The organism is Lentzea sp. NPDC003310 (assembly GCF_040610935.1).
Taxonomy (GTDB): domain Bacteria; phylum Actinomycetota; class Actinomycetes; order Mycobacteriales; family Pseudonocardiaceae; genus Lentzea.
This window is the reverse complement of the sequence record NZ_JBEXNC010000012.1, coordinates 271040-294016: the sequence shown is the minus strand read 5'-3', so window position 1 is coordinate 294016 and position 22977 is coordinate 271040. Positions and strand designations below refer to the sequence as shown.

Here is a 22977-nt window from a genome sequence, read left to right as displayed (position 1 = left end):
CGTGAGCGGATGATGCACCCGCCCGTGGTGACGAGAGTAGGACGCGACACCACGGGAGAAGGAGTGCATCGCGATGACCAGCACCCGCAAGCTCAGCGGCCGCGCCCGCAAGGCCGTCCTGCTCGTGCACGTCCTGTCGGCGGCGGCCTGGCTCGGCATCGACCTCGCGCTCGGCATCCTCGTCGTGGTCGCGCTGTCCACTGAGGACACCGCCACCGCGGGCATCGCGATCCAGGCGGTGGACCTGTTCGCGATCTGGCCGATGTTCGGCGCCAGCGTCGTCTGCCTGGTCTCCGGCGCCGTGCTCGGCCTGGGCAGCAAGTACGGGCTGGTGCGGTACTGGTGGGTCGCGACCAAGCTGGTCCTGAACGTCGGCATGTCGCTGCTGATCGCGTTCGCGCTGCGGCCCGGAGTGACGGAGGCGGCGCGGATCGGTGAGCGGATGCTCGCGGGCGACCCGGACGCGGTGATCCCGTCCGGCATCCTGCACCCGGTCGTGGTCGCGCCGACGCTCTTGCTGTTCGCCTACGTGCTGTCGGTGTTCAAGCCGTGGGGCCGGATCCGCAAGCAGGTGGAACCGGCCCGGCGCCGCGACCTGGTCGGCGCTCGCTAGAAGTCCACCCTCATCACGAACCGCCGCTTGGTCGGGTGCGTGACCTGCGCGAACCCGGCCTCCTCGAACACCTGCCGTGCGCCGACGTGCAGCTCGCCCCACGTGATCGTGTTCGCGGGATCGGCGACCATCGGGTACGCCTCGACCGCACGGGCCCCGTGCGACCGGGCGTGCTCGACGGTCGCGGCCGCCAGCTCGTACGTGAGGCCCTTGCGGCGGAACCCCTTGCGCACCACGAAACACGTCACGGCCCACACGCCGTCGTCGTCCTTGTCCTCGGCGCGGCCCTTCCAGGGAACGGGCATCCCGAGCAGCTTCGCGTAGTTCACGCGCGGCTCGACCGCCACCCACCCGGCGGGTTCGCCGTCCACGTAGGCCACCAGCCCGCTCCCGGACGCGGACTGCGACTCGTGCGCCTCGACCCGTTCGTCCACCGTGGAGTCGCGCCAGATCCAGCCCTTCACCTTGTAGCGCTGGCAGTGGCACTTCGAGGGCTCGGAGCTGTCGAAGATCGCCTCGACGTCCTCCCACGGCACCTCGTCCGACGGCACGATCCGGATCACGAGACCCCTCCGAACAACGGCAAGAGCTCCTCCACGTTCAGGAACGTCGTGCTGCCTGTCACCAGCCCGTCCCGCACGTCGAGGAACACCAGGCCGAACGGCCGGTCCATCCCCGGCCGCATCTGCCAGTACGCTGGGGACCCGTTGGCGCGCACCGGCTCCAGCCACGCGCCGGCGCACGAGGCCTGCGGATCGTGCAACGCCAGGGAGATCGCCGGGCGTCCGCGCAGCCACCAGCTGAACGGCGGCATCGACATCGTCGCGTCCTCGTGCAGCAACGACACCAGCGTCCGCACGTCGTGCCGCTCGAACGCCTCGCAGTACCGGCTCAGCAACGACCGCTGCTCCGCGTCGACGGGGTCGAGCGGGTCACCGGGGTCGACGACCCGCAGCGTCGCCCGCGCCCGTTGCAACGCGCTGTTCGCCGCCGCCACCGAGATGTCGAGCAGCGCGGCCACCTCGGACGCCTGCCACGCCAGCACGTCCCGCAGGATCAGCACCGCTCGTTGCCGCGGCGGCAGGTGCTGCAACGCGGCCACGAACGCGAGTCGCACGGTCTCGCGGCGGATCGCCTGGTCCTCGGGCAGCACCAGTGCGTCCGGCACGGGCTGCACGAAGGCGTTCTCCAGCAGGGGAGCGCCGATCTCACCGCCGGACGGTCCCAGGTCGACCGAGAGCGCGCGCCGCTGGGCGCTGCGCTGCATGTCGACGCAGATGTTCGTGGCGATCCGGTAGAGCCACGTCCGCACCGACGCCCGTGCGGAGTCATAGCTGTCGTACGCCTTCCACGCGCGCACGAGCGTCTCCTGCACGGCGTCCTCGGCCTCGAAACCGGAGCCGAGCATGCGGTAGCAGTAGCCGGTCAACTCGACCCGGAACGGCTCCAGCGCGTCGATCACGGGACCGACCCTACGCGGACCGATGAGTTTCCGACGGCCGATCCGTACATCCGGACATGACCGAAGAAATCCGTGCCGCGGTGGCGGCCGAACGGCGTGACCAGGCAGAACTCCTCAGCGGCCTCACCGGCGACCAGTGGGACGCGCCGAGCCTGTGCGCGGGCTGGACCGTGAAGCACGTCCTCGCCCACACGACCCTGCCGTACCGCTCGTCGATGAGGCGCGTCCTGTGGGAGATGGCCAAGTCGGGCGGCCGCTTCAACCACGCGTCCGACCGCATGGCCCGAAAGGACGCCCGGCTGCCCGCGAGCGACCTGCTCGGCGCGCTGAAGAACAACATCGACCACCCGTGGACGCCACCGGGCGGCGGTCCGGCCGGCGCGCTGTCGCACGACGTCATCCACGGCCTCGACATGACCGTCGGGCTCGGCCTCGACCGCGTCGTCCCGCACGACCGGTTGCGGATCGTCCTGGGCGAACTGTCCCCGAAGCACGTCAAGTACTTCGGCTCCGACCTCGACGGCAAGCGGCTGGAGGCCACCGACATGGACTGGTCGTTCGGCGAGGGCCGGCCGGTGCGCGGGCTCGCCCAGGACCTGTTGCTGCTGGTCTGCGGCCGGACGCTGCCACCGGGCAGGGTCAGCTGACCTCTTCGCGCACCCGCTCCGTCGCCTCGATCGTCGAGGCGAGGAACCGGGCGACGACCTGGCGTTCCTCGGCGCTCATCGAGCCCCACGCGGCCGCGTAGCCGCGCGCGAGGGGCTGGAAGAACGTCGCCGCGAGCTCCGTCGCCGTGTCGAGCACCCGCAGCTCGACGCGGCGGCGGTCGCCGGGGTCGCGGTCGCGCTCGACGTGCCCGGCCCTCTCCAGCCGGTCGAGGACGGACGTCGTCGCGGACGCGCTGAGGTTCAGCGCCTTCGCCAGCGTGCCGGGTGTCATGGGAGCCGTCATGATGAGGTTCAGCGCTGTCATGTCCGTGGGATGCAACTCGTGGGCGGCGCTGAAGATCTCGAGGAATCGGTTCGACTCCATGACGAGTGTGCGCAGCATCATGCTCAGGTCGTAGTCGGTTGCATCGCTCACGATCACAGCTTACTGTTTCGACCATCGAAACGTTCGACGATCGAAGGAAAAGCTGATGCGAGTCCTAGCCGGGGTCCTGCTCGTCGTCTGGCTGGCCCTGGGTGGCTTCACCGGGCCGTACGCGGGCAAGCTCTCGGAGGTGGCGGAGAACGACAACAGCGCGTTCCTCCCGAACTCCGCCGAGTCCACCCAGGTCGCCGAACTGCAGAAGAAGTTCCAGCAGGAGAACGCGATCCCGGCGATCGTCGTGGTCGAACGCCCCGGCGGACTGACCCCGGAGGACACGAAGTACCTCGCCGACGAGGTCCAGGGCTTCAAGGCGTCGCCTGTCATCCCCGCGCAGGACGGGAAGGCCGCGCAGGCCATCGTGCTGCTCGACCCGGCGAAGGACGTCAAGGACGCGGTCTTCGAGCTCCGCGACGGCACGCGCGGCGCTCCGGAGGGCCTGACGGTGCTGGTCACGGGCCCGGCCGCGCAGGTCGCGGACCTCGTCGAGGCGTTCGGCGGGATCGACGGGCTGCTGCTCGTCGTCGCGGGCGCGGTGGTCGCGCTGATCCTCCTCGTGGTGTACCGCAGTCCGCTGCTGCCGGTCGTCGTGCTGGTGTCGGCGGTGTTCGCGCTCGGCCTCGCGAGCTTCGTCGTCTACCTGCTCGCGAAGAACGACGTCCTCGCGCTGAACGGGCAGAGCCAGGGCATCCTGTCGATCCTCGTCGTCGGCGCCGCGACCGACTACGCGTTGCTGCTGGTGTCGAGGTTCCGCGAGGAGCTCCGCGACACCGAGGACAAGCTCGCGGCCGTGAAGACGGCCTGGCGCGGGACGATCGAACCGATCGCGGCATCGGCCGGCACGGTCATCCTCGGCCTGCTGTGCCTGCTGTTCAGCGACCTCGACTCGAACAAGGGCCTCGGCCCGGTCGCCGCCATCGGCATCGCCGCCGCCCTGATCACCACGATGACGTTCCTGCCCGCGGTCCTCGCGCTGCTCGGCCGCGGCGCCTTCTGGCCGTTCGCGCCGAAGTTCGGCTCCCCGCACCCCGAGACGAGCGGTCTCTGGGGCCGCGTCGCGAACCTGGTGCGCCGCAAGCCCCGCGCGCTCTGGATCGGCACCACGCTCGTGCTGCTCGTCGGAGCCGCGTTCCTGCCACAGCTCAAGGCGTCCGGCACCGCGCAGTCCGACGTGTTCCTCACCCCGGTCGAGTCCGTCGCGGGCCAGGAGGTGCTGTCGCGGCACTTCCCCGGCGGCACCGGGTCGCCGACCGTGATCATCGCGAACGAGGGCGCCACCGCCGAGGTCGTGCAGAAGGCCAAGGTGGACGGTGTCGCGGACGTGCGGCCGTCCGGCACCGCCGACGGGCTCGTGCGCATCGAGGCCACGCTGAAGGACGCGCCGGACTCCGACGCGGCGGTGGCGACGGTCGAGCGCCTGCGCGCGGCGGTCGACGGGATCGACGGCACCAAGGTCGGCGGCCCCACAGCGACGTTGCTCGACACCAGGAACACGTCCGAGCACGACCGGACGCTGATCATCCCGATCGTGCTGCTGGTGATCTTCCTGATCCTGACGGTGCTGCTGCGGTCGCTGCTCGCGCCGTTGCTGCTGATCGCGACCGTCGTGCTGTCGTTCGCGGCCACGATGGGCGTCTCGGCGCTGGTGTTCAACCACGTCTTCGACTTCCCGGGTTCCGACCCGGTGGTGCCGTTGTTCGGGTTCGTGTTCCTGGTCGCGCTGGGCATCGACTACAACATCTTCCTGATGACCCGCGTCCGCGAGGAGACCCAGCGGCTCGGCACGGTCGAGGGGACGTTGCGCGGCCTCAGCCTGACCGGTGGCGTGATCACGTCGGCGGGTGTGGTGCTGGCGGCGACGTTCGCAGCGCTGGCGGTGCTGCCGATCCTGTTCCTCACCCAGATCGCGTTCATCGTCGCGTTCGGCGTCCTGCTGGACACGCTGCTGGTGCGGTCGTTGCTCGTGCCCGCGCTGTCGGTGGACATCGGCGGGCGAATCTGGTGGCCGTCGAAGCTGCGGTGAGCCAGGATTCCGGCATGACCTCCACGGCCCGTCAGCTCAACCGCGCCACCCTCGACCGGCAGATGCTGCTGCGCCGGGAAGAGGTGGGGTCGCTGACGGCCGTGGAGCGGGTCGTGGCGATCCAGGCGCAGGAGCCGGCGTCGCCGTACATCGCGCTGTGGAACCGGGTCGAGGGCTTCGACCCGGCCGAGCTGGACGAGGCGTTCGCGAGCGGGGCGGTCCGCAAGGCGTCGCTGATGCGGATCACCCTGCACGCCGTGACGGCGGCCGACCACGAGGTGTTCCACCACGCGATGCTGCCCGCGCTGAGGGCGTCGCGCCTGTACGACAAGCGGTTCAAGTCCATGGACCTCACGGTCGAGCAGGCCGACGCGCTGCTCCCGCACCTGCTGGAGTTCGCCGCGACACCCCGGCAGAAGGCGGAGATCGAGGAACTGCTGCACGCGCACGTCGGCGACGTCGGCGAGCCCGGCGTCTGGTGGGCGCTGCGGACCTACGGCGGGCTCGTGCACGCGCCGACGGGCGGGCCGTGGTCGTTCGGGCTGCGACCGTCCTACCAGTCCGTCGCGACGGAACCGCGCGAACGCCTCGCCGCCGTCGCCGAGATGCTCCGCCGCTACCTCACCGGGTTCGGCCCGGCGACCGTGCTCGACATGAACCAGTTCAGCATGCTGCCGCGCACCACGATCCGCGAGGCGCTGGCGCTGCTCGACGTCGTCGAGGACGGCGGCTACTACGACGTTCCCGATCGGACGGTCCCGGACGAGGACACCCCCGCGCCGCCCCGGCTGATGGCCATGTGGGACAGCACGTTGCTCGCCTACGCCGACCGCAGCCGCGTCATTCCGGACGAATACCGCAAGCTGGTCATCCGCAACAACGGTGACACCCTGCCGACCGTGCTCGTCGACGGGTACGTGGCCGGGGTGTGGCGCCCGACCGAGGACGGCGGCGTCGAGGTGACCGCCTTCCACGCCTTTGACGAGGGGCAATGGGCCGGGTTGGCCGAGGAGGCGGCGGCGCTGCGCAAGCTCCTGGGAGACCGCGAACCGCAGGTGTACAAGCGTTACGCACGGTGGTGGAGCGGCCTTCCGGCTCACGACGTTCGTACTGTGTGAAAACGTCGGAGCGCGGCCGTCCCGGCAGCTCGGGCCACGAGCGCTTCCGGTTCGTGCTGCAGCAGGCCGAGCGCTACCAGAGCAACGGCCTACCGCGCCGGCAAGTGACCCGACGGGAGGGCCTGCGCCGACAGCAAGAGGAAGCGCAGGCCCTCCCGTGACGCGTCGTCCGTCGCGGTGTAGGCGACGAGCAGCTGGTCCGGGTGGGTGTCCACGGTGAACTGCTGCACGTCGAGCACGAGCTCGCCCGCCACGGGGTGCCGGTAGGTCTTCACCAACTGGCGCGGGCCGCGCACCTCGTGCGTGGCCCACCAGTGCCGGAAGTCCCGGTCCTTCACGCTGAGCTCGCCGACCAGCGAGCTCAGCGCCGTGTCGTGGGGCGTGCGCCCGGCCTCCATCCGCAGCACCGCCACGCACTCCTTCGCCGAGCGTTCCCAGTCGCCGTAGAGGGCGCGGAACGACGGGTCGAGGAACGTCAGGCGGATCAGGTTGCGGTCCGCTGTGGACAGAGCCGCGAAGTCCGTCAGCAGGGCGGCCGCGCCCTTGTTCCACGCCAGCACGTCCATGCGGCGGTGCAGCACCATCGCCGGGATGTCCGGCATGCCGTCCAGCAGCTGCTGCAGCCGCGCCGCGACCTCGGGGGTGGCGGGCCGCCGGTCCGGGGCTACGTCCGCGACCCGGAACAGGTAGTCGCGTTCGTCCGGGGCGAGCCGCAGCGCGTCGGCCAGCGCGTCGAGGACGGTGCGCGAGACCCGTTGCGTGCGGCCCTGTTCGAGCCGGACGACGTAGTCGACGCTGACGTGGGCGAGCTGGGCCAGTTCCTCGCGGCGCAGGCCCGGCACCCGGCGCTGCCGCCCGTCGTCGGGGAAGCCCGCGCGCGCCGGGTCCACGGCGGAGCGGCGGGTGCGGAGGAAGTCGCCCAGTTCGGTCATGCCTCCAGTGTCCGCGTCCGCGGCGGCGCGTGCCTGGTACTGGTCTGCATAGGCTGAGTCCTCCCTGGCTGCGAGGACCTCCCCGGGACGACCGTGGTGGACATGGACAACGTGACCTTCCTCAGCAACGGACTCGAGATCGCCGGCCACCTCCACCGGCCGCTGGGCGCCCCGCGCGGCGCGATCGTCGTCGGCCACCCCGGCACGGCGGTGAAGGAGCAGACGGCGGGGGAGTACGCGCGGCGGCTCGCCGAGCAGGGCTTCGTGACGCTCGCCTTCGACGCCGCGTACCAGGGTGAGAGCGCGGGCCTGCCGCGCGGCCTGGAAGACCCTGCCCAACGGGTCGAGGACATCCGCGCCGCCGTGACGTTCCTCGGCGAGGAGCGCGTGGGCGTGCTCGGGATTTGCGCCTCGGGTGGCTACGGCCTCGCCGCCACCGGCTCCGACCCGCGGATCAAGGCGTTCGCGGCCGTGAGCCTCGCCGACATCTCCCGCCAGTTCCGCTTCGGCGCGGACGGCACCCAGGACCCCGCTGTGCTGCAAGGACTGCTGGCGCACGACCTGGACGGCTCGTTCCCGCTGTTCCCGGCGGACGAGGAGCAGGCCCGCGCCGGTGGGCCGCACGTCTTCGAGGGCTGGGAGTACTACCGCACCCCGCGCGGCGAGCACCCGAGGTCGGCGCAGACGCTCACCTGGAACAGCGTCGGCCGCATCGCCGCGTTCGACGCGTTCCGCACGGCGGGCCTGGTCGCGGACCGGCCGGTGCTGTTCGTGGCGGGCCGGGAGGCGGTGACGTCGTGGATGAGCGTCGAGGCGTTCCAGAACCTGAACGGCCCCAAGGAGTTCCACTGGGTCGAGGGCGCGACGCACGTCGACCTCTACGACCGGTACGTGCCGCAGGTGACGGACCGGGTGGCGGAGTTCTTCGCCGCGAATCTCTAGATCGCGGCGGCCACCGCCCGCGCGTGGTCGAGTTCCCGTTGGTAGCGCCCGGGGTTGTGTGCGGCGAGGGCCTCGAACATCGGCAGCGCCTCGGCGATCGCGGCCTCGGCCTCGGCGCGTTCGGAGCGCAGCGTGCGGATCACGGCGTGGTCGGTGAGCGCGTCGGCCAGCAGGTAGCCGTGCTCGTACGGGTCCTCCGCGTGCAGCGCCCGGTAGTGGGCGACCGACCACAGCGACGGTTCCAGCGCGGCGTCCAGTGCGCCCGCGTGGGCGGAGGCGAGCGCGAAGGTGTTGCGAGACATGGCTTTGCCGCTCTCGGTCGAGTACAGCTCGATGCTCCGCGCCGCCGCTGCCGCCGCCTCGGCGTACGCGCGGCGGGAGATCAGGAGGCTCGCGCGGTTGTTCAACGCCCGCGCGAGTTCCCTGCGGCCGAGGTCGCGGTCCTCGTGCTTGCTCGCGAGGGCGACGGCCTCGTCGTTCGCGGCGAGCGACTCGTCGAGCGCCCCGACGTCGTGCAGCCTGCTGCCGAGACTGACGAGCGAGAGGGCGAGCCGCACCTCCGCCCTCAGGACCTGGGGACGGCGTTCCGCCTCGGCGAGCATCGCCCGGTAGCGGCCGACCGCCTCGCGCGCGGCCTCGACCGCCTCCTCCCGCAGTCCGAGGTCGAGCATGCGGTTGCTGTGGTTGTGGACCCCGCCCGCGAGGTCGTCGAGCGACTGCCGGTCGCCCTCCTCGTCCGCGTGCTTGCGGAGCACGGCCAGCGCCTCGTCCGCGGACACGCGGGCCTCCGCCAGTCTGCCCAGCCGGAGCTGCAGGAAGAAGAGCTCTTCGAACGAGTCGTGGCAGTTGATGTTGCGGCCGATGCGGTCGCGATCGCGCCAGAACACCGCGCTCAGGGCCATGAACTCGGCCGCCTGCTCGTAGTCGCCGATCCTCGCGAGCCGGCGGGCGTACTCCTTCCACGCGTGCGCGAGCTGGTAGCCCTCCGGCTCGTACGGCACCGGCCCCTGGCCGTCGAGTTCGGCGACGGCCAGCCGCGCGTTCTCGGCGGCTTCCTCGTGCCGGCCGAGCCTGCCGAGCAGGTTGGTGACCCAGTACCGGGCCGTGTTGGCGATCCCGGTGTTCGACTCACCCCGCACGGCGAGGCTCAGCGCCAGCGGCAGCTCCTCCTGCGTGACCGCCAGCGCCTCCTCGTACCGCTCCTGCCGCATGAGGTTGTCGCGCAACGAGGTCAGCACCACTCGCAGCTGCTCCGGCCCGCCGAACTCCCGCCGGAACTCCAGCACCTCGTGGTGGGTCCGCAGGGCGAAGTCGTCCCACCCGGCCTCCTCGAAGTACTGGGCCAGCTCCACCAGGTGGTCGGCGAGCGCGTCCGGCGCCGGCCACCGCTCGCGGGGCGTGCCGCGCAGCTCCTCGACCTTCGGCCACACGTGGCCCAGCATCTTCAGCGGGTCCGGGTAGCCGCTCCTGGCAGGCCGGTGCCACGTCTCACCACGGGTCACGGGGGTGATCACCCGTGAGTGGATATCACGCGGGCTGTGCTCCCGGAGCCGCCTTCACCACATCCGCCTCCGCCGCGACGGCCGCGAGCCGCTGCGCCATCGTGCCGCCCTCCGGCGTTCCCGCGGGCGAGGGCACCTTGCCCAGCAGGTACCCGGCGTGGCTCACGCCGAGCAGCACCAGGAACGCGTCGGAGAACGCGGGCAACCCGGCGATGCCCGCGGGGTTGTCCACCGCCTTGAGCGCCGACACCGCCTGCGCGACGTAGAGCAGCACGAGCAGCACGGTGATGACGAAGTTCTGGAACTTCGCGAGGTCGATCGACTTGCCCGCCGACGCCCCCTCCTCGACGGTCAGCATCTCCCAGAACCGCCCGCCCTCGGCGCCGAGCGGGTACGCCGCCACCGACTCGGGCCTGGTCGTGCTCTTCGCGACCTTGACCGCCACCGCCACCACCCCGGAGCCGACCGAGATGCCGAGCAGCCACAGCACCTGGTCCGGGATCTGGAAGCCGGCCACGTCCACCTGCCCCGCCGCGAACCGGCCGAACGCCATGCCGCTGATGAGCGACAGCAGCACGACCGTCCACAGCATCACCTGCACCCGCGAGAGGCTGTAGCGGCCGCGCGCGTCCCGCAGCACGTTCTGCGTGCCGAGACGGCTGGGGACCACCACCGCGAGCAGCACGATGACGGCAGCGGACACGATCCAAGCCCAGAACGTGGTCGCCATGGGGACCTCCTCGTTACGCCGTTCGGACGCTGTGGCCGATACGTCGTCCGAAGGCGACCAGGCGTTATCACGCTAGGTAACGATTTGGGGGTCGGTGCCCGTTGTGGTCGATCACCAGCGAGGCCCGCGCGGCCGGATCGCACGACCTCAGGTACAGCCGCTGCCCCTCGACGTACCGGCGGTTGCGGGGGTCGCCCGGATCGGGCGGGCTGCCGTCGCGCCCGGCCATCCGCGCCACCGACACCGCGAAGTCCACGTCCAGGAACACCGAGAAGTCCCAGTGCGCCACGACCTCGTCGCGGTGCAGGAAGATCCCGTCCACGAGCAGCAGCGCGTCCGGCGACGCGACCTCGGCCGGCGGGTCGGCGTACGCGTCGGTCTCCAGGTCGTGGCTCGCCCGGCGGAACGGCTCCCCGGCCGCGAACGGCGCGAGCAGGTGCCCGACGAACCGCCCGTAGTCGAAGCTGTCCAGGAAGAAGCCCTCGGGCGAGGTCCTCCCGCGCCGCCACCGGATCGCGCTCGGGTGGTGGAAGTCGTCGACGGACGCCCGCACGACCTCGCGGCCGTCCGCGCGCAGCACCCCGGCCAGCGCGTCGCAGAACGTCGTCTTGCCCGCGCCGTCCACCCCGTCGACCGCGACGAGGCCCCGCGGCGGCAGCAGGTCGGCGACCTCGTTGATCTCCACGGCACCGACCATCTCACACGGCGTGACCGCGACGGGCCCTTTCGGATGAGACCCAGGTCTCCCCGGCCTCAAGAACGCGTAAAAGCCGGGCCCGCACCCGTAAGGACGTTGTCAGGCACCCCCTGATCAGGGATTTCGTGATGCACGCTTCCGGGCGTCATCAAGAAGACCAAGTCGTTGAAGGGAGCGGCGTCATGGCCGACCTGGCCTACGCGTTGCTGCTGATCGGGAGTTTCGTCGTGCTGGGACTGACGGTGCGCGGACTGGAGAAGTTGTGAGCACGGGACTCGTCGCGAACGCCGTCGCCGGCGTCCTCGCCCTCGGGCTGATCGTCTACCTGTTCGTCGCGCTCGTCAGGCCGGAGAAGTTCTGATGTCACCTCTCGTGGCCGGCCTGATCCAGGTCGGCATCCTCTTCGCGGCCCTCGCGGCCGTGTACCGGCCCCTCGGCGACTACATGGCCCGCGTGTTCACCGCCAAGGGCCACTTAAAAGCCGAACGCGTCGTCTACCGCTTCGCGCGGATCAACCCCGACGCCGAGCAGAAGTGGAGCACCTACGCGTACGGCGTGCTGGGCTTCTCCTTCGTCGGCATCGTGTTCCTGTACGTGGTCCAACGCCTGCAGTCGTTGCTGCCGTTCGACTTCGGCCGCGGCGACATCGGTCCCGGCATGGCGTTCAACACGGCGATCAGCTTCGTGGCCAACACGAACTGGCAGTCGTACGTGCCGGAGGCGGTCATGGGCCACGCGGTCCAGCTGATCGGCCTCACGGTGCAGAACTTCGTGTCGGCGGCGGTCGGCCTGGCCGTGGCGATCGCGCTCGTGCGCGGGTTCGTGCGCCACCAGACGGATCGGCTCGGCAACTTCTGGGTCGACCTCGTCCGCGGCACCGTGCGGATCCTGCTGCCGATCGCGTTCCTGGGCGCCGTCGTGCTGGTCGCGCTGGGCGTCACGATGTCGCTCAAGTCCGGTGTGGACGTCGACGGCCAGACCGTGGCCAACGCGCCTGTCGCCTCCCAGGAGGCCATCAAGGAGCTCGGCACCAACGGTGGCGGCATCCTCAACGCGAACTCCGCCCACCCGTTCGAGAACCCGAACGAGTGGACGAACCTGATCGAGATCTTCCTGATCCTCGTCGTCCCGGTCGCGCTCACCCGCACGTTCGGACAGCTCGTCGGCAACCGCAAGCAGGGGTACGTCCTGCTGGGCGTCATGGGCTTCCTCTGGTCGGCGATGCTCGCGGTCATCTGGGCCGCCGAGGCGAACGGCGTCAGGCCGTTGGAGGGCAAGGAACTCCGCTTCGGCATCCCCGGCAGCGCGATCTTCGCCGACGCCACCACCGGCACGTCCACCGGCGCGGTCAACTCGCTGCACGACAGCTACACCGGGCTCGGCGGCGGCGCGGCATTGCTCAACATGCTCTTCGGCGAGATGACGCCGGGCGGCGTCGGCACCGGCCTCTACAGCATCCTCGTGATGGCGATCATCGCGATGTTCCTGGCGGGGCTGATGGTCGGCCGCACGCCCGAGTACCTCGGCAAGAAGCTGGGGCGCAAGGAGGTCACGGCCGCCGCGGTCTCCATCCTCGCCATGCCCACCGTGCTGCTGGTCGGCGCCGGCATCGCCGCGGTCCTGCCGAGCACCCAGGCGGCGCTCAACAACCCGGGCGAGCACGGCCTGTCCGAGATCCTCTACGCCTACGCGTCGGCGTCGAACAACAACGGCAGCGCCTTCGCGGGCATCACGGTGACCAGCGACTGGTTCCAGTCGTCGCTCGGCCTGTGCATGCTCTTCGGCCGGTTCGTGCCGATCGTCGCGGTGCTGGCGCTGGCCGGATCCCTGGCGGCGCAGCGGAAGGTGCCGGTCACGGCGGGCACGCTGCCCACCACCGGACCGCTCTTCGCGACGCTGCTGACCGGTTCGATCGTGCTGGTCGCCGCGCTGACGTTCGTCCCCGCTCTCGCTCTCGGTCCCATCGCGGAGGCCCTGCTGTGACCACCACCCTCCAGAAACCGGCCGTGGTGGGGGAGAAGGCCGCCAAGCCCGGCCTCGCCGCCGCGCTCCCCGAAGCGTTGCGCAAGCTCCACCCGCGCCACCAGCTGCGCAGCCCCGTCATGTTCGTCGTCTGGGTGGGCTCGCTGCTCGTCACCGCCTTCGCCGTGACCGAGCCCAGTGTGTTCACCATCGCCGTCGCGGCCTGGCTGTGGTTCACCGTGCTGTTCGCGAACCTCGCCGAGGCCGTCGCGGAGGGACGCGGCAAGGCGCAGGCGGACTCGTTGCGCCAGACCAAGAAGGACGCCGTCGCCCGCCTGGTCAACGGCAGCGTCGTGCCCGGCACCGAGCTCAAGATCGGGGACCTGGTCGTCGTGGAGGCGGGCGAGGTGATCCCCGGCGACGGCGACGTGGTCGAGGGCATCGCGACCGTGGACGAGTCGGCCATCACCGGCGAGTCCGCGCCCGTCATCCGCGAGTCCGGCGGCGACCGGTGCGCGGTCACGGGCGGCACGACCGTGCTGTCCGACCGGATCGTCGTGCGGATCACGACGAAGCCCGGTGAGTCCTTCGTGGACCGGATGATCGCGCTCGTCGAGGGCGCCGAGCGGCAGAAGACGCCGAACGAGATCGCGCTGACGATCCTGCTCTCGACGCTGACGATCATCTTCCTGCTGGCCGTCGTGGCGCTGCAGCCGTTCGCGATCTACTCGGGCGGCGAGCAGTCCGTGGTCGTGCTGACCGCGTTGCTGGTCTGCCTGATCCCAACGACGATCGGGGCGCTGCTGTCCGCGATCGGCATCGCGGGCATGGACCGGCTGGTGCAGCGCAACGTGCTCGCCACCTCGGGCAAGGCCGTGGAGGCCGCGGGCGACATCGACACGTTGCTGCTCGACAAGACCGGCACGATCACCTGGGGCAACCGCCGCGCCACCGAGTTCATCCCGGTCGGCCCGGCCTCGGAGCAGGAGCTCGCTGTCGTGGCCAGGCTTGCGAGCCTGGCCGATGAGACTCCCGAAGGCCGCAGTATCCTTGAGTTCTGCGGTGAGAAGTATGGTCTCGCACCGCAGGTGAGCACCGATGAACTTGTCGGTGAGGTTCGCAACGTGCCGTTCACGGCGCAGACCCGCATGTCGGGCATCGACCTCGGCGAGCGGGTGATCCGCAAGGGCGCCGCGTCCGCGTTCGACCTGAGCGACACGGCTCGGGAGGTCGTGGACGAGATCAGCGCGCAGGGCGGCACCCCGCTCGTCGTCGCCGAGAACGGCCGCGTGCTCGGCATCATCCGCCTCTCCGACGTGGTGAAGCCCGGCATGAAGGAGCGCTTCGCCGAGCTGCGCGCGATGGGCATCCGCACGGTCATGGTCACCGGCGACAACCCGTTGACCGCCAAGGCCATCGCGGAGCAGGCAGGCGTCGACGACTTCCTCGCCGAGGCCAAGCCCGAGGACAAGATGGCCCTGATCCGCCGGGAGCAGGAGGGCGGCCGGCTCGTCGCGATGACCGGTGACGGCACAAACGACGCGCCCGCGCTGGCCCAGGCGGACGTCGGCGTCGCGATGAACACCGGCACGTCGGCCGCGAAGGAGGCCGGCAACATGGTCGACCTCGACTCGGACCCGACGAAGCTCATCGAGATCGTGGAGATCGGCAAGCAGCTGCTGATCACCCGCGGCGCGCTGACGACGTTCTCCGTGGCGAACGACCTGGCGAAGTACTTCGCGATCCTGCCCGCCATGTTCGCGGCGATCTACCCGGCGCTCGACAAGCTCAACATCATGCGCCTGGCGACGCCTCAGTCCGCGATCCTGTCGGCGGTGATCTTCAACGCGGTGGTCATCGTCGCGCTGATCCCGCTGGCGCTCAAGGGTGTCCGGTACCGGCCGTCCAGCGCGTCCGCGCTGCTGCGGCGCAACCTGCTGATCTACGGCCTGGGCGGCGTCGTGACGCCGTTCGCCGGGATCTGGCTGATCGACCTGCTCGTTCGACTCGTCCCCGGGATCGGCTGATGACCAACTTCCTCAAGCAGTCGTGGGCGGGCCTGCGCGTCCTGCTCGCCCTCACGGTGCTCCTCGGCGTGCTCTACCCGCTGTCGGTGTGGGCGGTGTCGCGGCTGCCCGGCTTGCACGCCAACGCCGAGGCGGTGGACACGACGCTCGTCGCCGTCCCGCGCGAGGGCGATCGGTACTTCGTGCCGCGTCCGTCCGCCGCGACGCTGCCCGCGTCCGGCGGGTCGAACAAGAGCGAGATCAACGAGGACTACACAAAGGTCGTCGCGGAGCGCAGGACCGTTGTGGCGCAACGCGAGGGTGTGTCCGAGAGCGAGGTGCCGCAGGACGCGGTGACGGCGTCGGCCTCGGGTCTCGACCCGCACATCAGCCCGGAGTACGCCGCGTTGCAGGTGCCCCGCGTGGCACGCGCGTCTGGGCTGCCGGTGGAGGAGGTCCGGGAGCTGGTCGTGTCCGCCACCTCGGGCACCTTCACCACCACCGTCAACGTGACAGCGCTGAACCGTGCCATCGACAGCGCCTCCCGGAACAATGGGCGTTGACGGTCGCCGGGGTGAGCTGAGGATCTACCTCGGCGCCGCTCCCGGCGTCGGCAAGACCTTCGCCATGCTCGGCGAGGCTCACCGGCGCCGGGAGCGCGGCACGGAGGTGGTCGTCGGGCTCGTGGAGACCCACGGCCGCGACAAGACCGCCTCGCTGCTCCGCGACCTGGAGGTGGTGCCGCGCAGGGTGGTGCGGCACCGCGACCTCGAAGTGTCCGAAATGGACGTGGACGCGATCCTGGCCCGCCGGCCGGAGGTCGCGGTCGTCGACGAGCTCGCGCACACCAACGCGCCGGGCTCGCGCAACGAGAAGCGGTGGCAGGATGTCGAGGAGCTGCTCGACGCGGGCATCGACGTCCTGTCCACGGTGAACGTGCAGCACCTGGAGTCGCTGAACGACGTCGTCGAGCGGATCACCGGCGCGCGGCAGCGGGAGACCGTGCCGGACGAGGTGGTCCGCCGTGCCGAGCAGGTCGAGCTGGTCGACATCACCCCCGAGGCGTTGCGGCGCCGGCTCGCGCACGGCAACGTCTACCCGGCGCACCGGATCGACGCCGCGCTCGGCAACTACTTCCGGCTCGGCAACCTGACCGCGTTGCGGGAGCTGGCGCTGCTGTGGGTGGCCGACCAGGTCGACGTCGCGTTGCAGCGCTACCGCAGCGAGAAGGACATCACCGACACCTGGGAGACCAGGGAACGCGTCGTCGTCTCGATCACCGGCGGACCGGAGAGCGAGACGCTGATCCGCCGCGCCCGCCGCATCGCGACGCGGGCGGGCGCGGAGCTCCTGGTGGTGCACGTGCTGCGCGGCGACGGCCTGTCCGGCGTCGCGCCCGAGCACATCGCCCGGTCCCGCGTCCTGGCCGAGGACGTCGGCGCGACGTTCCACTCCGTGGTCGGCGACGACGTGCCGACGGCGTTGCTGGAGTTCGCCCGCGGGGTGAACGCGACGCAGCTCGTGCTCGGCACCTCGCGCCGGTCGCGGGTGGCGCGGGCGTTCGACGAGGGCATCGGCGCGGCGGTGGTCCAGGAGTCCGGCGCGATCGACGTGCACATGGTCACGCACGACGAGTCGCGGCGCGGCCTGCGGTGGAAGGCCGCCGCCGACCCGTTGTCGTTGCGGCGCAGGACGATCGGCTGGGCGCTCGCGCTACTGCTGCCCGCCGCCGTCACCGGGATCGGCATGCTGTGGCGCGACGACCTGGACTTCTCCACGGACCTGGTGGCGTTCCTGCTGGTCACGTGCGTAGTGGCGATCGCGGGCGGACTGGGGCCGGCGCTGTTCTGCGCGGTGCTCGGGGCCGGGCTGCTGAACTACTTCTTCACCGAGCCCTACTACAGCCTCGCGGTGCGGACGCCGGAGAACGTGATCACGCTGGTGGCCATGGTCTTCGTCGCGACCGTGGTCGCGCTGACCGTGGACCGGGCGGCGCGGCTCGCCGAGCAGGGCGCGCGGGCCCGCACCGAGGCCGCGTTGCTGGCCTCCTACTCGCGCACCGTGCTCACGTCGCCGTACCCGCTGGCCCGGCTGCTGGAGAAGATCCGGGAGAACTTCGGCCTGGAGTCGGTCGCGCTGCTCGAACGGCGCGACGGGGTGTGGACGCGGGTCGAGTGCGCCGGGTGCGACGGCGGTCCGGAGTCCGAGGTGACGGTGACGGAGGACGTGCGGCTGAAGCTGTGCGGGCGCGTGCTGCCCGCGAGCGACCAGCGGGTGCTGGAAGCCGCCGCCGGACAGACGTTCATGGCACTGCGCCAGCAGCGCATGGCCGCGGAAGCCTTGGGCGCGCAGCGGAAGGCGGAGTCGGCCGAGCTGCGCACCGCCCTGCTGTCGGCGGTCGGCCACGACCTGCGCACCCCGCTGACGTCGATCAAGGCGGCGATCGGCAGCCTCCGCGACACCTCGCTACCACTGTCCGAAGAGGACACCGCCGAACTGATGGAGACCGTCGAGGAGTCCGCGGACCGCCTGACCGGCCTCGTGGACAACCTCCTCGACTCGTCCCGCCTGGCGACCGGCTCGGTGGAACCCGTGCTGCGCCCGGTCGGCTACTACGAGGTCGTGGCGAGGGCGCTCGCCGGCACCGGGGGAGAGGTGTCGGTGCAGGTCGACGAGGACCTGCCCCCTGTGCTCGCGGACCTGGGCCTGCTGGAACGGGTGATCGCCAACGTCGTCGACAACGCCCTGCGCCACGGCCGCCCGTCCCCGGTGACGATCAGCGCGAGCCACCACCGCTCGTCCGTCGAGTTGCGCGTGGTCGACCACGGCCCCGGCCTCCCGAAAAAGGCGGGCCACAAGGTCTTCGCGCCGTTCCAGCGCCTGGACGACCGCTCGACCGGCCTGGGCCTCGGCCTGAGCGTCGCGAAGGGCTTCACCGCCGCCATGGGCGGGGAGATCAGCGCCGAGGACACCCCGGGCGGCGGCTTGACCGTGGTCATCTCGCTACCCGCCCACGAGGAGAACCCATGACCTCAGTACTGGTGGTCGACGACGAACCGCAGATCGTGCGCGCGTTGAGGATCAACCTCACCGCCCGCGGCTACGACGTGATGACGGCCTACGACGGCAAGTCGGCCCTCGGCATAGCCGTGGAGGGCAAACCGGACGTGGTCGTCCTCGACCTAGGCCTCCCCGACCTCGACGGCGTGGACGTGATAGCGGGCCTGCGCGGCTGGTCCACGATCCCGATCATCGTCCTGTCCGCGCGCACCGACTCGTCCGCGAAGGTAGAGGCCCTGGACGCGGGCGCCGACGACTACGTGACCAAGCCGTTCGGTATGGACGAACTGCTGGCCCGGTTGCGCGCGGCGGTGCGGCGCAACGTGGCCCGGTCGGGCGACCCGGTCGTCGAGACGTCGTCGTTCGTGGTGGACCTGGCCGTGAAGAAGGTGCGGCGGGACGGGCACGAGGTGCACCTGACGCCCACCGAGTGGGGGCTCGTGGAGATCCTGGCGCGCAATCCCGGGCGGCTGGTGTCGCAGAAGCAGTTGTTGCAGGAGGTTTGGGGGCCCATGCACGTCAACGAGTCGCAGTACCTGCGGGTGTACTTCGCGCAGTTGCGGCGGAAGTTGGAGGTGGATCCGGCGCATCCGCGGCATCTGATCACGGAGCCGGGGATGGGGTACCGGTTCGAGGTGTGAGGGGCGCGGGCGAGGGGCTGGGTCGCGACTCGGCCGCTCGCCGGGACCCAGCCACCCGTCGGATTCCTGCCACCCGCCCCACTCCAGGTCCGCCACCAGATCAACGCTCGCCCGCGCCCCGACCCGGCTGCCCCGACCCGACCCGGCTGCCCCGACCTGCCGCCTCAGCCAGTCTTTCGCCCCCACCCCTTCCACCCGCCGGTTGACGAACACCCCATGAGAGCGCTTCCATGAAGGTCCGCTGCCGCACGATCGTGACAGAGAGGTCATCGTCGTGGCTCGAAAACTCACGCGCGCCCTGCTGGGACTGGCCCTGGTCCTCCCGCTCTCCGGCACAGCGCAGGCAGCGGTCCCACCCACCCCGCCCGGCTGGTCCCTGGCCTGGTCCGACGACTTCACCGGCGCGAACAACAGCGCCCCCAACGCGAACAACTGGATCGTCGACACCGGCCACGGCTACCCGGGCGGCCCCGGGAACTGGGGCACCGGCGAGATCCAGCGCTACACCAACGACCGCGCCAACCTCGCCCTCGACGGCTCCGGCAACCTGCGGATCACCCCGCTCAGGGCGGCCGGCGGTGAGTGGACGTCGGCGCGCATCGAGACCCGCCGCGCCAACTTCAAGGCTCCGGCGGGCGGGGTGCTGCGCATCGAGGGACGCATCCAGATGCCGAACATCACCGGCACGCCCGCGCTCGGCTACTGGCCCGCGTTCTGGGCACTGGGCTCGCCCTACCGCGGCAACTACTGGAACTGGCCGAGCATCGGTGAGTTCGACGTCATGGAGAACGTCAACGGCATCAACAGCGTCTGGGGCGTGCTGCACTGCGGCGTGAACCCCGGCGGACCGTGCAACGAGACCAACGGGCTCGGCGCGTCGCGCGCTTGTCCCGGTAGCAGTTGTCAGTCGGCGTTCCACACCTACCGCTTCGAGTGGGACCGGTCGGTCAGTCCCAACCAGCTGCGGTGGTACGTCGACGGCCAGCAGTTCCACACCGTGCGGCAGAACCAGATGGACGCCACGTCGTGGAACAACATGACCTCGCACCAGGGGTACTTCATCCTGCTGAACGTGGCGATGGGCGGGGCGTTCCCGAACGGCGTGGCGGGGCGCACGACGCCGACCGCGCAGACGACCCCCGGCCGGCCGATGCTCGTGGACTACGTCGCGGTCTGGACGCGCCCGTAGGGCTGGCCCTACTGTCCCGCCTCCCCGGAGTCGCTAGCGTGGAAGGGACTTCGGGGGAAGGTGGGGCCGTGGGGGATCTCGCACGCCGGGACGTGCTGTCCTGGCTGGGCAAGGGGGCACTGGGGGCGGCGGCGCTGGCCGCGGTCGGGCAACCGGCGCACGCAGGCGGGGTGATCGCGCTGCGCGGGGCCACGTTGATCGACGGCACCGGCAGGCCGCCGGAGCGGGACGCCACCGTCGTGGTCGCCGGCGACCGGATCCTGGCCGCCGGTCGGTTGCGCGAGTTGCCGCGCGGGGTGCGGGTGGTCGACGTGACCGGGAAGTACGTGATCCCCGGGTTGTGGGACCTGCACACGCACGCGACGTTCTTCGCGGACACGCTCGCGCCGTTGCACGTCGTCCAAGGTGTCACCGGCATCCGCGAGATGTGGGGGATGCCCGAGACGCACGACACCCGCCGCCGCGTCGAGGACGGTGAGATCCTCGGCCCGCGCATGGTGATCGCCAGTGCGATCGTCGACGGGCCGGGCTCCATCTGGCCGGGTTCGGAGATCGTCCGCACGCCGGAGGAGGCCCGTGCCGCCGTGCGCAGGGCCAGGGACGGGGAAGCGGACTTCGTCAAGGTCTACTCGTTCCTCTCGCCGGAGTGCCATGCCGCCATCGCCGACGAGGCGCGCCGGCTGCGCATCCCGTTCGCGGGTCACGTGCCCGCGCGGGTGCCGGTGCAGGACGCGCTGGCCCAGCACACGCACGAACACCTCTACAACCTGTTCACGTCCACTTCGGACAACGCGGACGCCCTCTACGCCCAGCTCCGCGCCATGCCCGACGACCCGGCCGACCCGAACTGGTGGGGCCGGCACGCGGGCCGGATCGAACGGGCCGCCGTCGCCACCTACTCGCCGGACCGGGCGCGCCGCCTGTTCGCGGAGATGGCCGAGCGCGGCACCTGGCAGTCGCCGACCCTCTTCGTCGAACGGAACATGTCCCGCTCGCCCGAGGCGATCACGAACGACCCGGTCGCGCTGGACCGGCTGCGCTACGTCCCGGTCGACCTGCGCGCGCAGTGGCAGCAGATCATGTCCGGCCGCCCTCCCCGCACGCCCGAGGAGGTGGCCGAGCTGCAGCGGTTCGGCGACGCGCGGATGCGCCTGCTGAAGCAGATGCACGAGGCGGGCGTCGGCATGGTCGCGGGCACCGACGCGGGCTTCGCCTACGTCTTCCCGGGCTTCTCCCTGCACGACGAACTGGCCCTGCTGGTCCAGGCGGGATTCACTCCGGCCGAGGCCCTCAAAGCGGCCACCAGCGACGCCGCGCGCTGCCTCGGCCGGGAGCACGAGACCGGCACGGTCACGCCGGGCAAGCAGGCCGACCTGGTCGTGCTGGACGCGAACCCGCTGCGGGACATCGGGAACGTCCGCCGCGTCCACGCCGTCGTCAGCCGCGGCCGTTACCTCGGACCGCAGGACCGCGCCCGCGTCCTCGAGCAGATCGAGGCCGCCGCCCGGGAACCGGTCGACGTGCCGCCGACCCCCGGTGGCTGCCTGCACTGATGTGGCCCCCGCCACCGCGCTCGTCAGGATCGCGTCAAGGCGGGGCCCGCCCGTGTCAGGGTCTCGTCCGGGACCTGGGCACGGCCCGGCGGCAGGCGTGTGCTGGACCCATGACACTCGCGGAGTTGGTGCCCAGCATCGGATGTTCCACCGAACCGGTGCTGGAGGAGGGTCTCTGGCCGGACGGCTCGCGTCTCGCCGGCGGGGACCTGGTGATCGGTGGAGTTCCCGCCACGCAGCTGGCCGCGCGCTTCGGCACCCCCTGCCAGGTCCTGGACGAACGGACGGTCCGCGCCAGGGCCAGGGCGTTCCACACCGCGCTCCCGCACGCCGAGGTCGTGTTCGCGGGGAAGTCGTTGCCCTGTCCCGAGGTCTACCGCTGGATGGCCGGCGAGGGCCTGTCGCTGGACGTCTCGTCGGCGGGAGAGCTCGCGCTGGCCAGGGCCGCCGGCTTCCCGGCGAGCCGGATCATCATGCACGGCAACGTGAAGACCGCCGAGGACCTCAAAGCCGCGCTGGAGTACGGGGTGTCGCGGATCGTCGTCGACTCCTTCGACGAGATCGCCCAGCTCGGGGCACTGGCCACGCACGGCCAGGAGGTCATGGTCCGCGTGACGCCCGGGATCGACGCACACACCCACGCCAAGATCGCGACCGGCGTGGAGGACCAGAAGTTCGGGTTCTCGCTGGCCTCCGGTGCCGCGCTGGAGGCGGTTCTGCGGATCGTCGAGCAACCGTCGCTCCGGCTCGCCGGCCTGCACTGCCACCTCGGCTCGCAGCTGCGGCACGTCGCGAGCTACGAGGAGGCCGTGCGCCGGATGGTCGGCCTGATCGCCTCCTGCGGCACCAGGATCGAGCAGCTCGACCTCGGCGGCGGCTTCTGCGCGCCGTACCTGCCGGGTGACACCGCCTTCGACCTGGCGGGCTTCGCGCACCGGATCACGGGCGCCCTCAACTACGAGTGCGCGGTGCACCGGGTCCCGCCGCCGCGCCTGCTCGTCGAACCCGGACGGTCGATCGTCGCGAACGCCGGCGTGACGCTGTATCGGGTGTGCGCGGTCAAGCGCTCGACACGCACCTTCGTGGCCGTGGACGGCGGCATGAGCGACAACCCGCGCCCCGCCCTCTACGGAGCCCGGTACGCGGTGCGACTGGTCGGCCGCGGCGGCAGGCCCGAGACCGTCACGGTCGTCGGGCGGCACTGCGAGGCGGGCGACGTGCTCGCGGAGAACGTGCTGCTCCCAGGCGACGTGCACGCCGGTGACCTGCTCGCCGTGCCCGCCACGGGCGCCTACCACCACGCCTTGGCCTCCAACTACAACCAGGTGTGCCGGCCGCCGGTCATCGCGGTCCACCAAGGGGTCGCGCGGCCGGTCGTGCGCCGGGAGACCGAGGAGGACCTGCTGCGCCGGTACGTTTGATCAATCGGCCTCCGAGTCGAACGTCTGTTCCCTAGAG

The 22977-nt window shown here is 71.1% G+C and carries 22 protein-coding genes; 15 read left to right on the top strand and 7 right to left on the bottom strand.

The features are described from left to right. Positions 1 to 73: 73 nt before the first annotated feature. Positions 74 to 613, top strand: a complete 540-nt coding sequence (locus ABZX02_RS26050) for a hypothetical protein (protein ID WP_355301541.1) — start codon at positions 74 to 76, stop codon at positions 611 to 613. Here ABZX02_RS26050 and ABZX02_RS26045 read toward each other — a convergent pair. Both ABZX02_RS26045 and ABZX02_RS26040 read right to left on the bottom strand, forming a co-directional pair. Next, positions 610 to 1176: a GNAT family N-acetyltransferase gene (locus tag ABZX02_RS26045; RefSeq protein WP_355301539.1), complete on the bottom strand. Its 567-nt coding sequence runs from the start codon at positions 1174 to 1176 to the stop codon at positions 610 to 612. The genes ABZX02_RS26050 and ABZX02_RS26045 overlap by 4 nt on opposite strands. After that, a complete protein-coding gene (locus tag ABZX02_RS26040; protein ID WP_355301537.1) occupies positions 1173 to 2075 on the bottom strand; it encodes a sigma-70 family RNA polymerase sigma factor in 903 nt (300 codons plus the stop codon). Before ABZX02_RS26040 ends, ABZX02_RS26045 begins: the two co-directional genes overlap by 4 nt. Positions 2076 to 2131: 56 nt before the next feature. On the opposite strand from ABZX02_RS26040, the gene ABZX02_RS26035 reads away from it, so the two are divergent. Beyond that, the gene (locus tag ABZX02_RS26035; RefSeq protein WP_355301535.1) at positions 2132 to 2722 is read left to right on the top strand and encodes a maleylpyruvate isomerase family mycothiol-dependent enzyme; all 591 of its coding nucleotides are present in this window, start codon (positions 2132 to 2134) and stop codon (positions 2720 to 2722) included. Here ABZX02_RS26035 and ABZX02_RS26030 read toward each other — a convergent pair. Then, a complete protein-coding gene (locus ABZX02_RS26030) occupies positions 2715 to 3158 on the bottom strand; it encodes a MarR family transcriptional regulator (RefSeq protein WP_355301533.1) in 444 nt (147 codons plus the stop codon). The two genes, ABZX02_RS26035 and ABZX02_RS26030, sit on opposite strands and share 8 nt — an antisense overlap. A gap of 55 nt (positions 3159 to 3213) precedes the next feature. Here ABZX02_RS26030 and ABZX02_RS26025 point away from each other — a divergent pair, with 55 nt between their 5' ends. Together ABZX02_RS26025 and ABZX02_RS26020 are read left to right on the top strand one after the other, a co-directional pair. After that, positions 3214 to 5187: an MMPL family transporter gene (locus tag ABZX02_RS26025; RefSeq protein ID WP_355301531.1), complete on the top strand. Its 1974-nt coding sequence runs from the start codon at positions 3214 to 3216 to the stop codon at positions 5185 to 5187. 14 nt (positions 5188 to 5201) lie between these two features. Continuing rightward, complete coding sequence (locus ABZX02_RS26020) at positions 5202 to 6305, top strand: winged helix DNA-binding domain-containing protein (RefSeq protein WP_355301529.1); 1104 nt, start codon at positions 5202 to 5204, stop codon at positions 6303 to 6305. Between the two features lie 89 nt (positions 6306 to 6394). Here the strand turns inward: ABZX02_RS26020 and ABZX02_RS26015 are convergent, their stop codons facing one another. Beyond that, positions 6395 to 7237 (bottom strand): helix-turn-helix transcriptional regulator, encoded by an 843-nt coding sequence (locus tag ABZX02_RS26015; RefSeq protein WP_355301526.1) that lies wholly within the window; start codon positions 7235 to 7237, stop codon positions 6395 to 6397. 102 nt (positions 7238 to 7339) lie between these two features. On the opposite strand from ABZX02_RS26015, the gene ABZX02_RS26010 reads away from it, so the two are divergent. Beyond that, positions 7340 to 8179, top strand: coding sequence for an alpha/beta hydrolase (locus tag ABZX02_RS26010; protein ID WP_355301524.1), 840 nt, complete (start codon positions 7340 to 7342; stop codon positions 8177 to 8179). Here the strand turns inward: ABZX02_RS26010 and ABZX02_RS26005 are convergent. From ABZX02_RS26005 to ABZX02_RS25995, 3 genes are all read right to left on the bottom strand, one after another. Beyond that, positions 8176 to 9693, bottom strand: coding sequence for a hypothetical protein (locus ABZX02_RS26005; RefSeq protein ID WP_355301520.1), 1518 nt, complete (start codon positions 9691 to 9693; stop codon positions 8176 to 8178). The two genes, ABZX02_RS26010 and ABZX02_RS26005, sit on opposite strands and share 4 nt — an antisense overlap. A 13-nt stretch (positions 9694 to 9706) precedes the next feature. Continuing rightward, positions 9707 to 10411, bottom strand: a complete 705-nt coding sequence (locus tag ABZX02_RS26000) for a hypothetical protein (RefSeq protein WP_355301518.1) — start codon at positions 10409 to 10411, stop codon at positions 9707 to 9709. A gap of 67 nt (positions 10412 to 10478) precedes the next feature. After that, a complete protein-coding gene (locus tag ABZX02_RS25995; protein WP_355301516.1) occupies positions 10479 to 11096 on the bottom strand; it encodes a uridine kinase in 618 nt (205 codons plus the stop codon). A 140-nt stretch (positions 11097 to 11236) separates the two neighbouring features. Between ABZX02_RS25995 and ABZX02_RS25990 the strand changes: the two genes are divergently transcribed. The 10 genes from ABZX02_RS25990 to lysA all read left to right on the top strand — a co-directional run bounded on the left by ABZX02_RS25990 (position 11237) and on the right by lysA (position 22940). Next, complete coding sequence (locus tag ABZX02_RS25990; protein WP_355301514.1) at positions 11237 to 11374, top strand: hypothetical protein; 138 nt, start codon at positions 11237 to 11239, stop codon at positions 11372 to 11374. After that, on the top strand, positions 11371 to 11469 hold the full coding sequence (kdpF, locus tag ABZX02_RS25985) for a K(+)-transporting ATPase subunit F (protein WP_355301512.1): 99 nt from the start codon (positions 11371 to 11373) through the stop codon (positions 11467 to 11469). Before ABZX02_RS25990 ends, kdpF begins: the two co-directional genes overlap by 4 nt. After that, entirely contained in the window at positions 11469 to 13091 is a 1623-nt protein-coding gene (gene kdpA / locus ABZX02_RS25980) for a potassium-transporting ATPase subunit KdpA (protein ID WP_355301510.1), read from the top strand. Before kdpF ends, kdpA begins: the two co-directional genes overlap by 1 nt. Positions 13092 to 13114: 23 nt before the next feature. Beyond that, positions 13115 to 15097: a potassium-transporting ATPase subunit KdpB gene (kdpB, locus tag ABZX02_RS25975; RefSeq protein ID WP_355301596.1), complete on the top strand. Its 1983-nt coding sequence runs from the start codon at positions 13115 to 13117 to the stop codon at positions 15095 to 15097. Continuing rightward, positions 15097 to 15639 carry a potassium-transporting ATPase subunit C gene (locus tag ABZX02_RS25970; protein ID WP_355301508.1) on the top strand — a complete coding sequence of 181 codons (543 nt, stop codon included), beginning with the start codon at positions 15097 to 15099 and terminating at the stop codon, positions 15637 to 15639. The genes kdpB and ABZX02_RS25970 overlap by 1 nt, the downstream gene beginning before the upstream one ends. Next, a complete protein-coding gene (locus tag ABZX02_RS25965; protein WP_355301506.1) occupies positions 15629 to 18106 on the top strand; it encodes a sensor histidine kinase KdpD in 2478 nt (825 codons plus the stop codon). The genes ABZX02_RS25970 and ABZX02_RS25965 overlap by 11 nt, the downstream gene beginning before the upstream one ends. Beyond that, positions 18103 to 18777 carry a response regulator gene (locus tag ABZX02_RS25960; protein WP_355301504.1) on the top strand — a complete coding sequence of 225 codons (675 nt, stop codon included), beginning with the start codon at positions 18103 to 18105 and terminating at the stop codon, positions 18775 to 18777. Before ABZX02_RS25965 ends, ABZX02_RS25960 begins: the two co-directional genes overlap by 4 nt. A gap of 274 nt (positions 18778 to 19051) precedes the next feature. Then, positions 19052 to 19966, top strand: coding sequence for a glycoside hydrolase family 16 protein (locus ABZX02_RS25955; RefSeq protein WP_355301502.1), 915 nt, complete (start codon positions 19052 to 19054; stop codon positions 19964 to 19966). A 68-nt stretch (positions 19967 to 20034) separates the two neighbouring features. Continuing rightward, entirely contained in the window at positions 20035 to 21519 is a 1485-nt protein-coding gene (locus tag ABZX02_RS25950; RefSeq protein WP_355301500.1) for an amidohydrolase family protein, read from the top strand. A gap of 110 nt (positions 21520 to 21629) precedes the next feature. Beyond that, a complete protein-coding gene (gene lysA, locus ABZX02_RS25945; protein WP_355301498.1) occupies positions 21630 to 22940 on the top strand; it encodes a diaminopimelate decarboxylase in 1311 nt (436 codons plus the stop codon). Positions 22941 to 22977 lie beyond the last annotated feature (37 nt).

What these genes read in the sequence shown, in the direction of transcription:
- ABZX02_RS25970 (WP_355301508.1), top strand. Translation starts at nt 15,097, where the DNA reads ATGACCAACTTCCTCAAGCAGTCGTGGGCGGGCCTGCGCGTCCTGCTC.
- ABZX02_RS26035 (WP_355301535.1), top strand. Translation starts at nt 2,132, where the DNA reads ATGACCGAAGAAATCCGTGCCGCGGTGGCGGCCGAACGGCGTGACCAG.
- ABZX02_RS26050 (WP_355301541.1), top strand. Translation starts at nt 74, where the DNA reads ATGACCAGCACCCGCAAGCTCAGCGGCCGCGCCCGCAAGGCCGTCCTG.
- ABZX02_RS25960 (WP_355301504.1), top strand. Translation starts at nt 18,103, where the DNA reads ATGACCTCAGTACTGGTGGTCGACGACGAACCGCAGATCGTGCGCGCG.
- ABZX02_RS25990 (WP_355301514.1), top strand. Translation starts at nt 11,237, where the DNA reads ATGCACGCTTCCGGGCGTCATCAAGAAGACCAAGTCGTTGAAGGGAGC.
- kdpA (WP_355301510.1), top strand. Translation starts at nt 11,469, where the DNA reads ATGTCACCTCTCGTGGCCGGCCTGATCCAGGTCGGCATCCTCTTCGCG.
- lysA (WP_355301498.1), top strand. Translation starts at nt 21,630, where the DNA reads ATGACACTCGCGGAGTTGGTGCCCAGCATCGGATGTTCCACCGAACCG.
- ABZX02_RS26025 (WP_355301531.1), top strand. Translation starts at nt 3,214, where the DNA reads ATGCGAGTCCTAGCCGGGGTCCTGCTCGTCGTCTGGCTGGCCCTGGGT.
- ABZX02_RS25965 (WP_355301506.1), top strand. Translation starts at nt 15,629, where the DNA reads ATGGGCGTTGACGGTCGCCGGGGTGAGCTGAGGATCTACCTCGGCGCC.
- ABZX02_RS26010 (WP_355301524.1), top strand. Translation starts at nt 7,340, where the DNA reads ATGGACAACGTGACCTTCCTCAGCAACGGACTCGAGATCGCCGGCCAC.
- ABZX02_RS26020 (WP_355301529.1), top strand. Translation starts at nt 5,202, where the DNA reads ATGACCTCCACGGCCCGTCAGCTCAACCGCGCCACCCTCGACCGGCAG.
- ABZX02_RS26000 (WP_355301518.1), bottom strand. Translation starts at nt 10,411, where the DNA reads ATGGCGACCACGTTCTGGGCTTGGATCGTGTCCGCTGCCGTCATCGTG.
- ABZX02_RS26015 (WP_355301526.1), bottom strand. Translation starts at nt 7,237, where the DNA reads ATGACCGAACTGGGCGACTTCCTCCGCACCCGCCGCTCCGCCGTGGAC.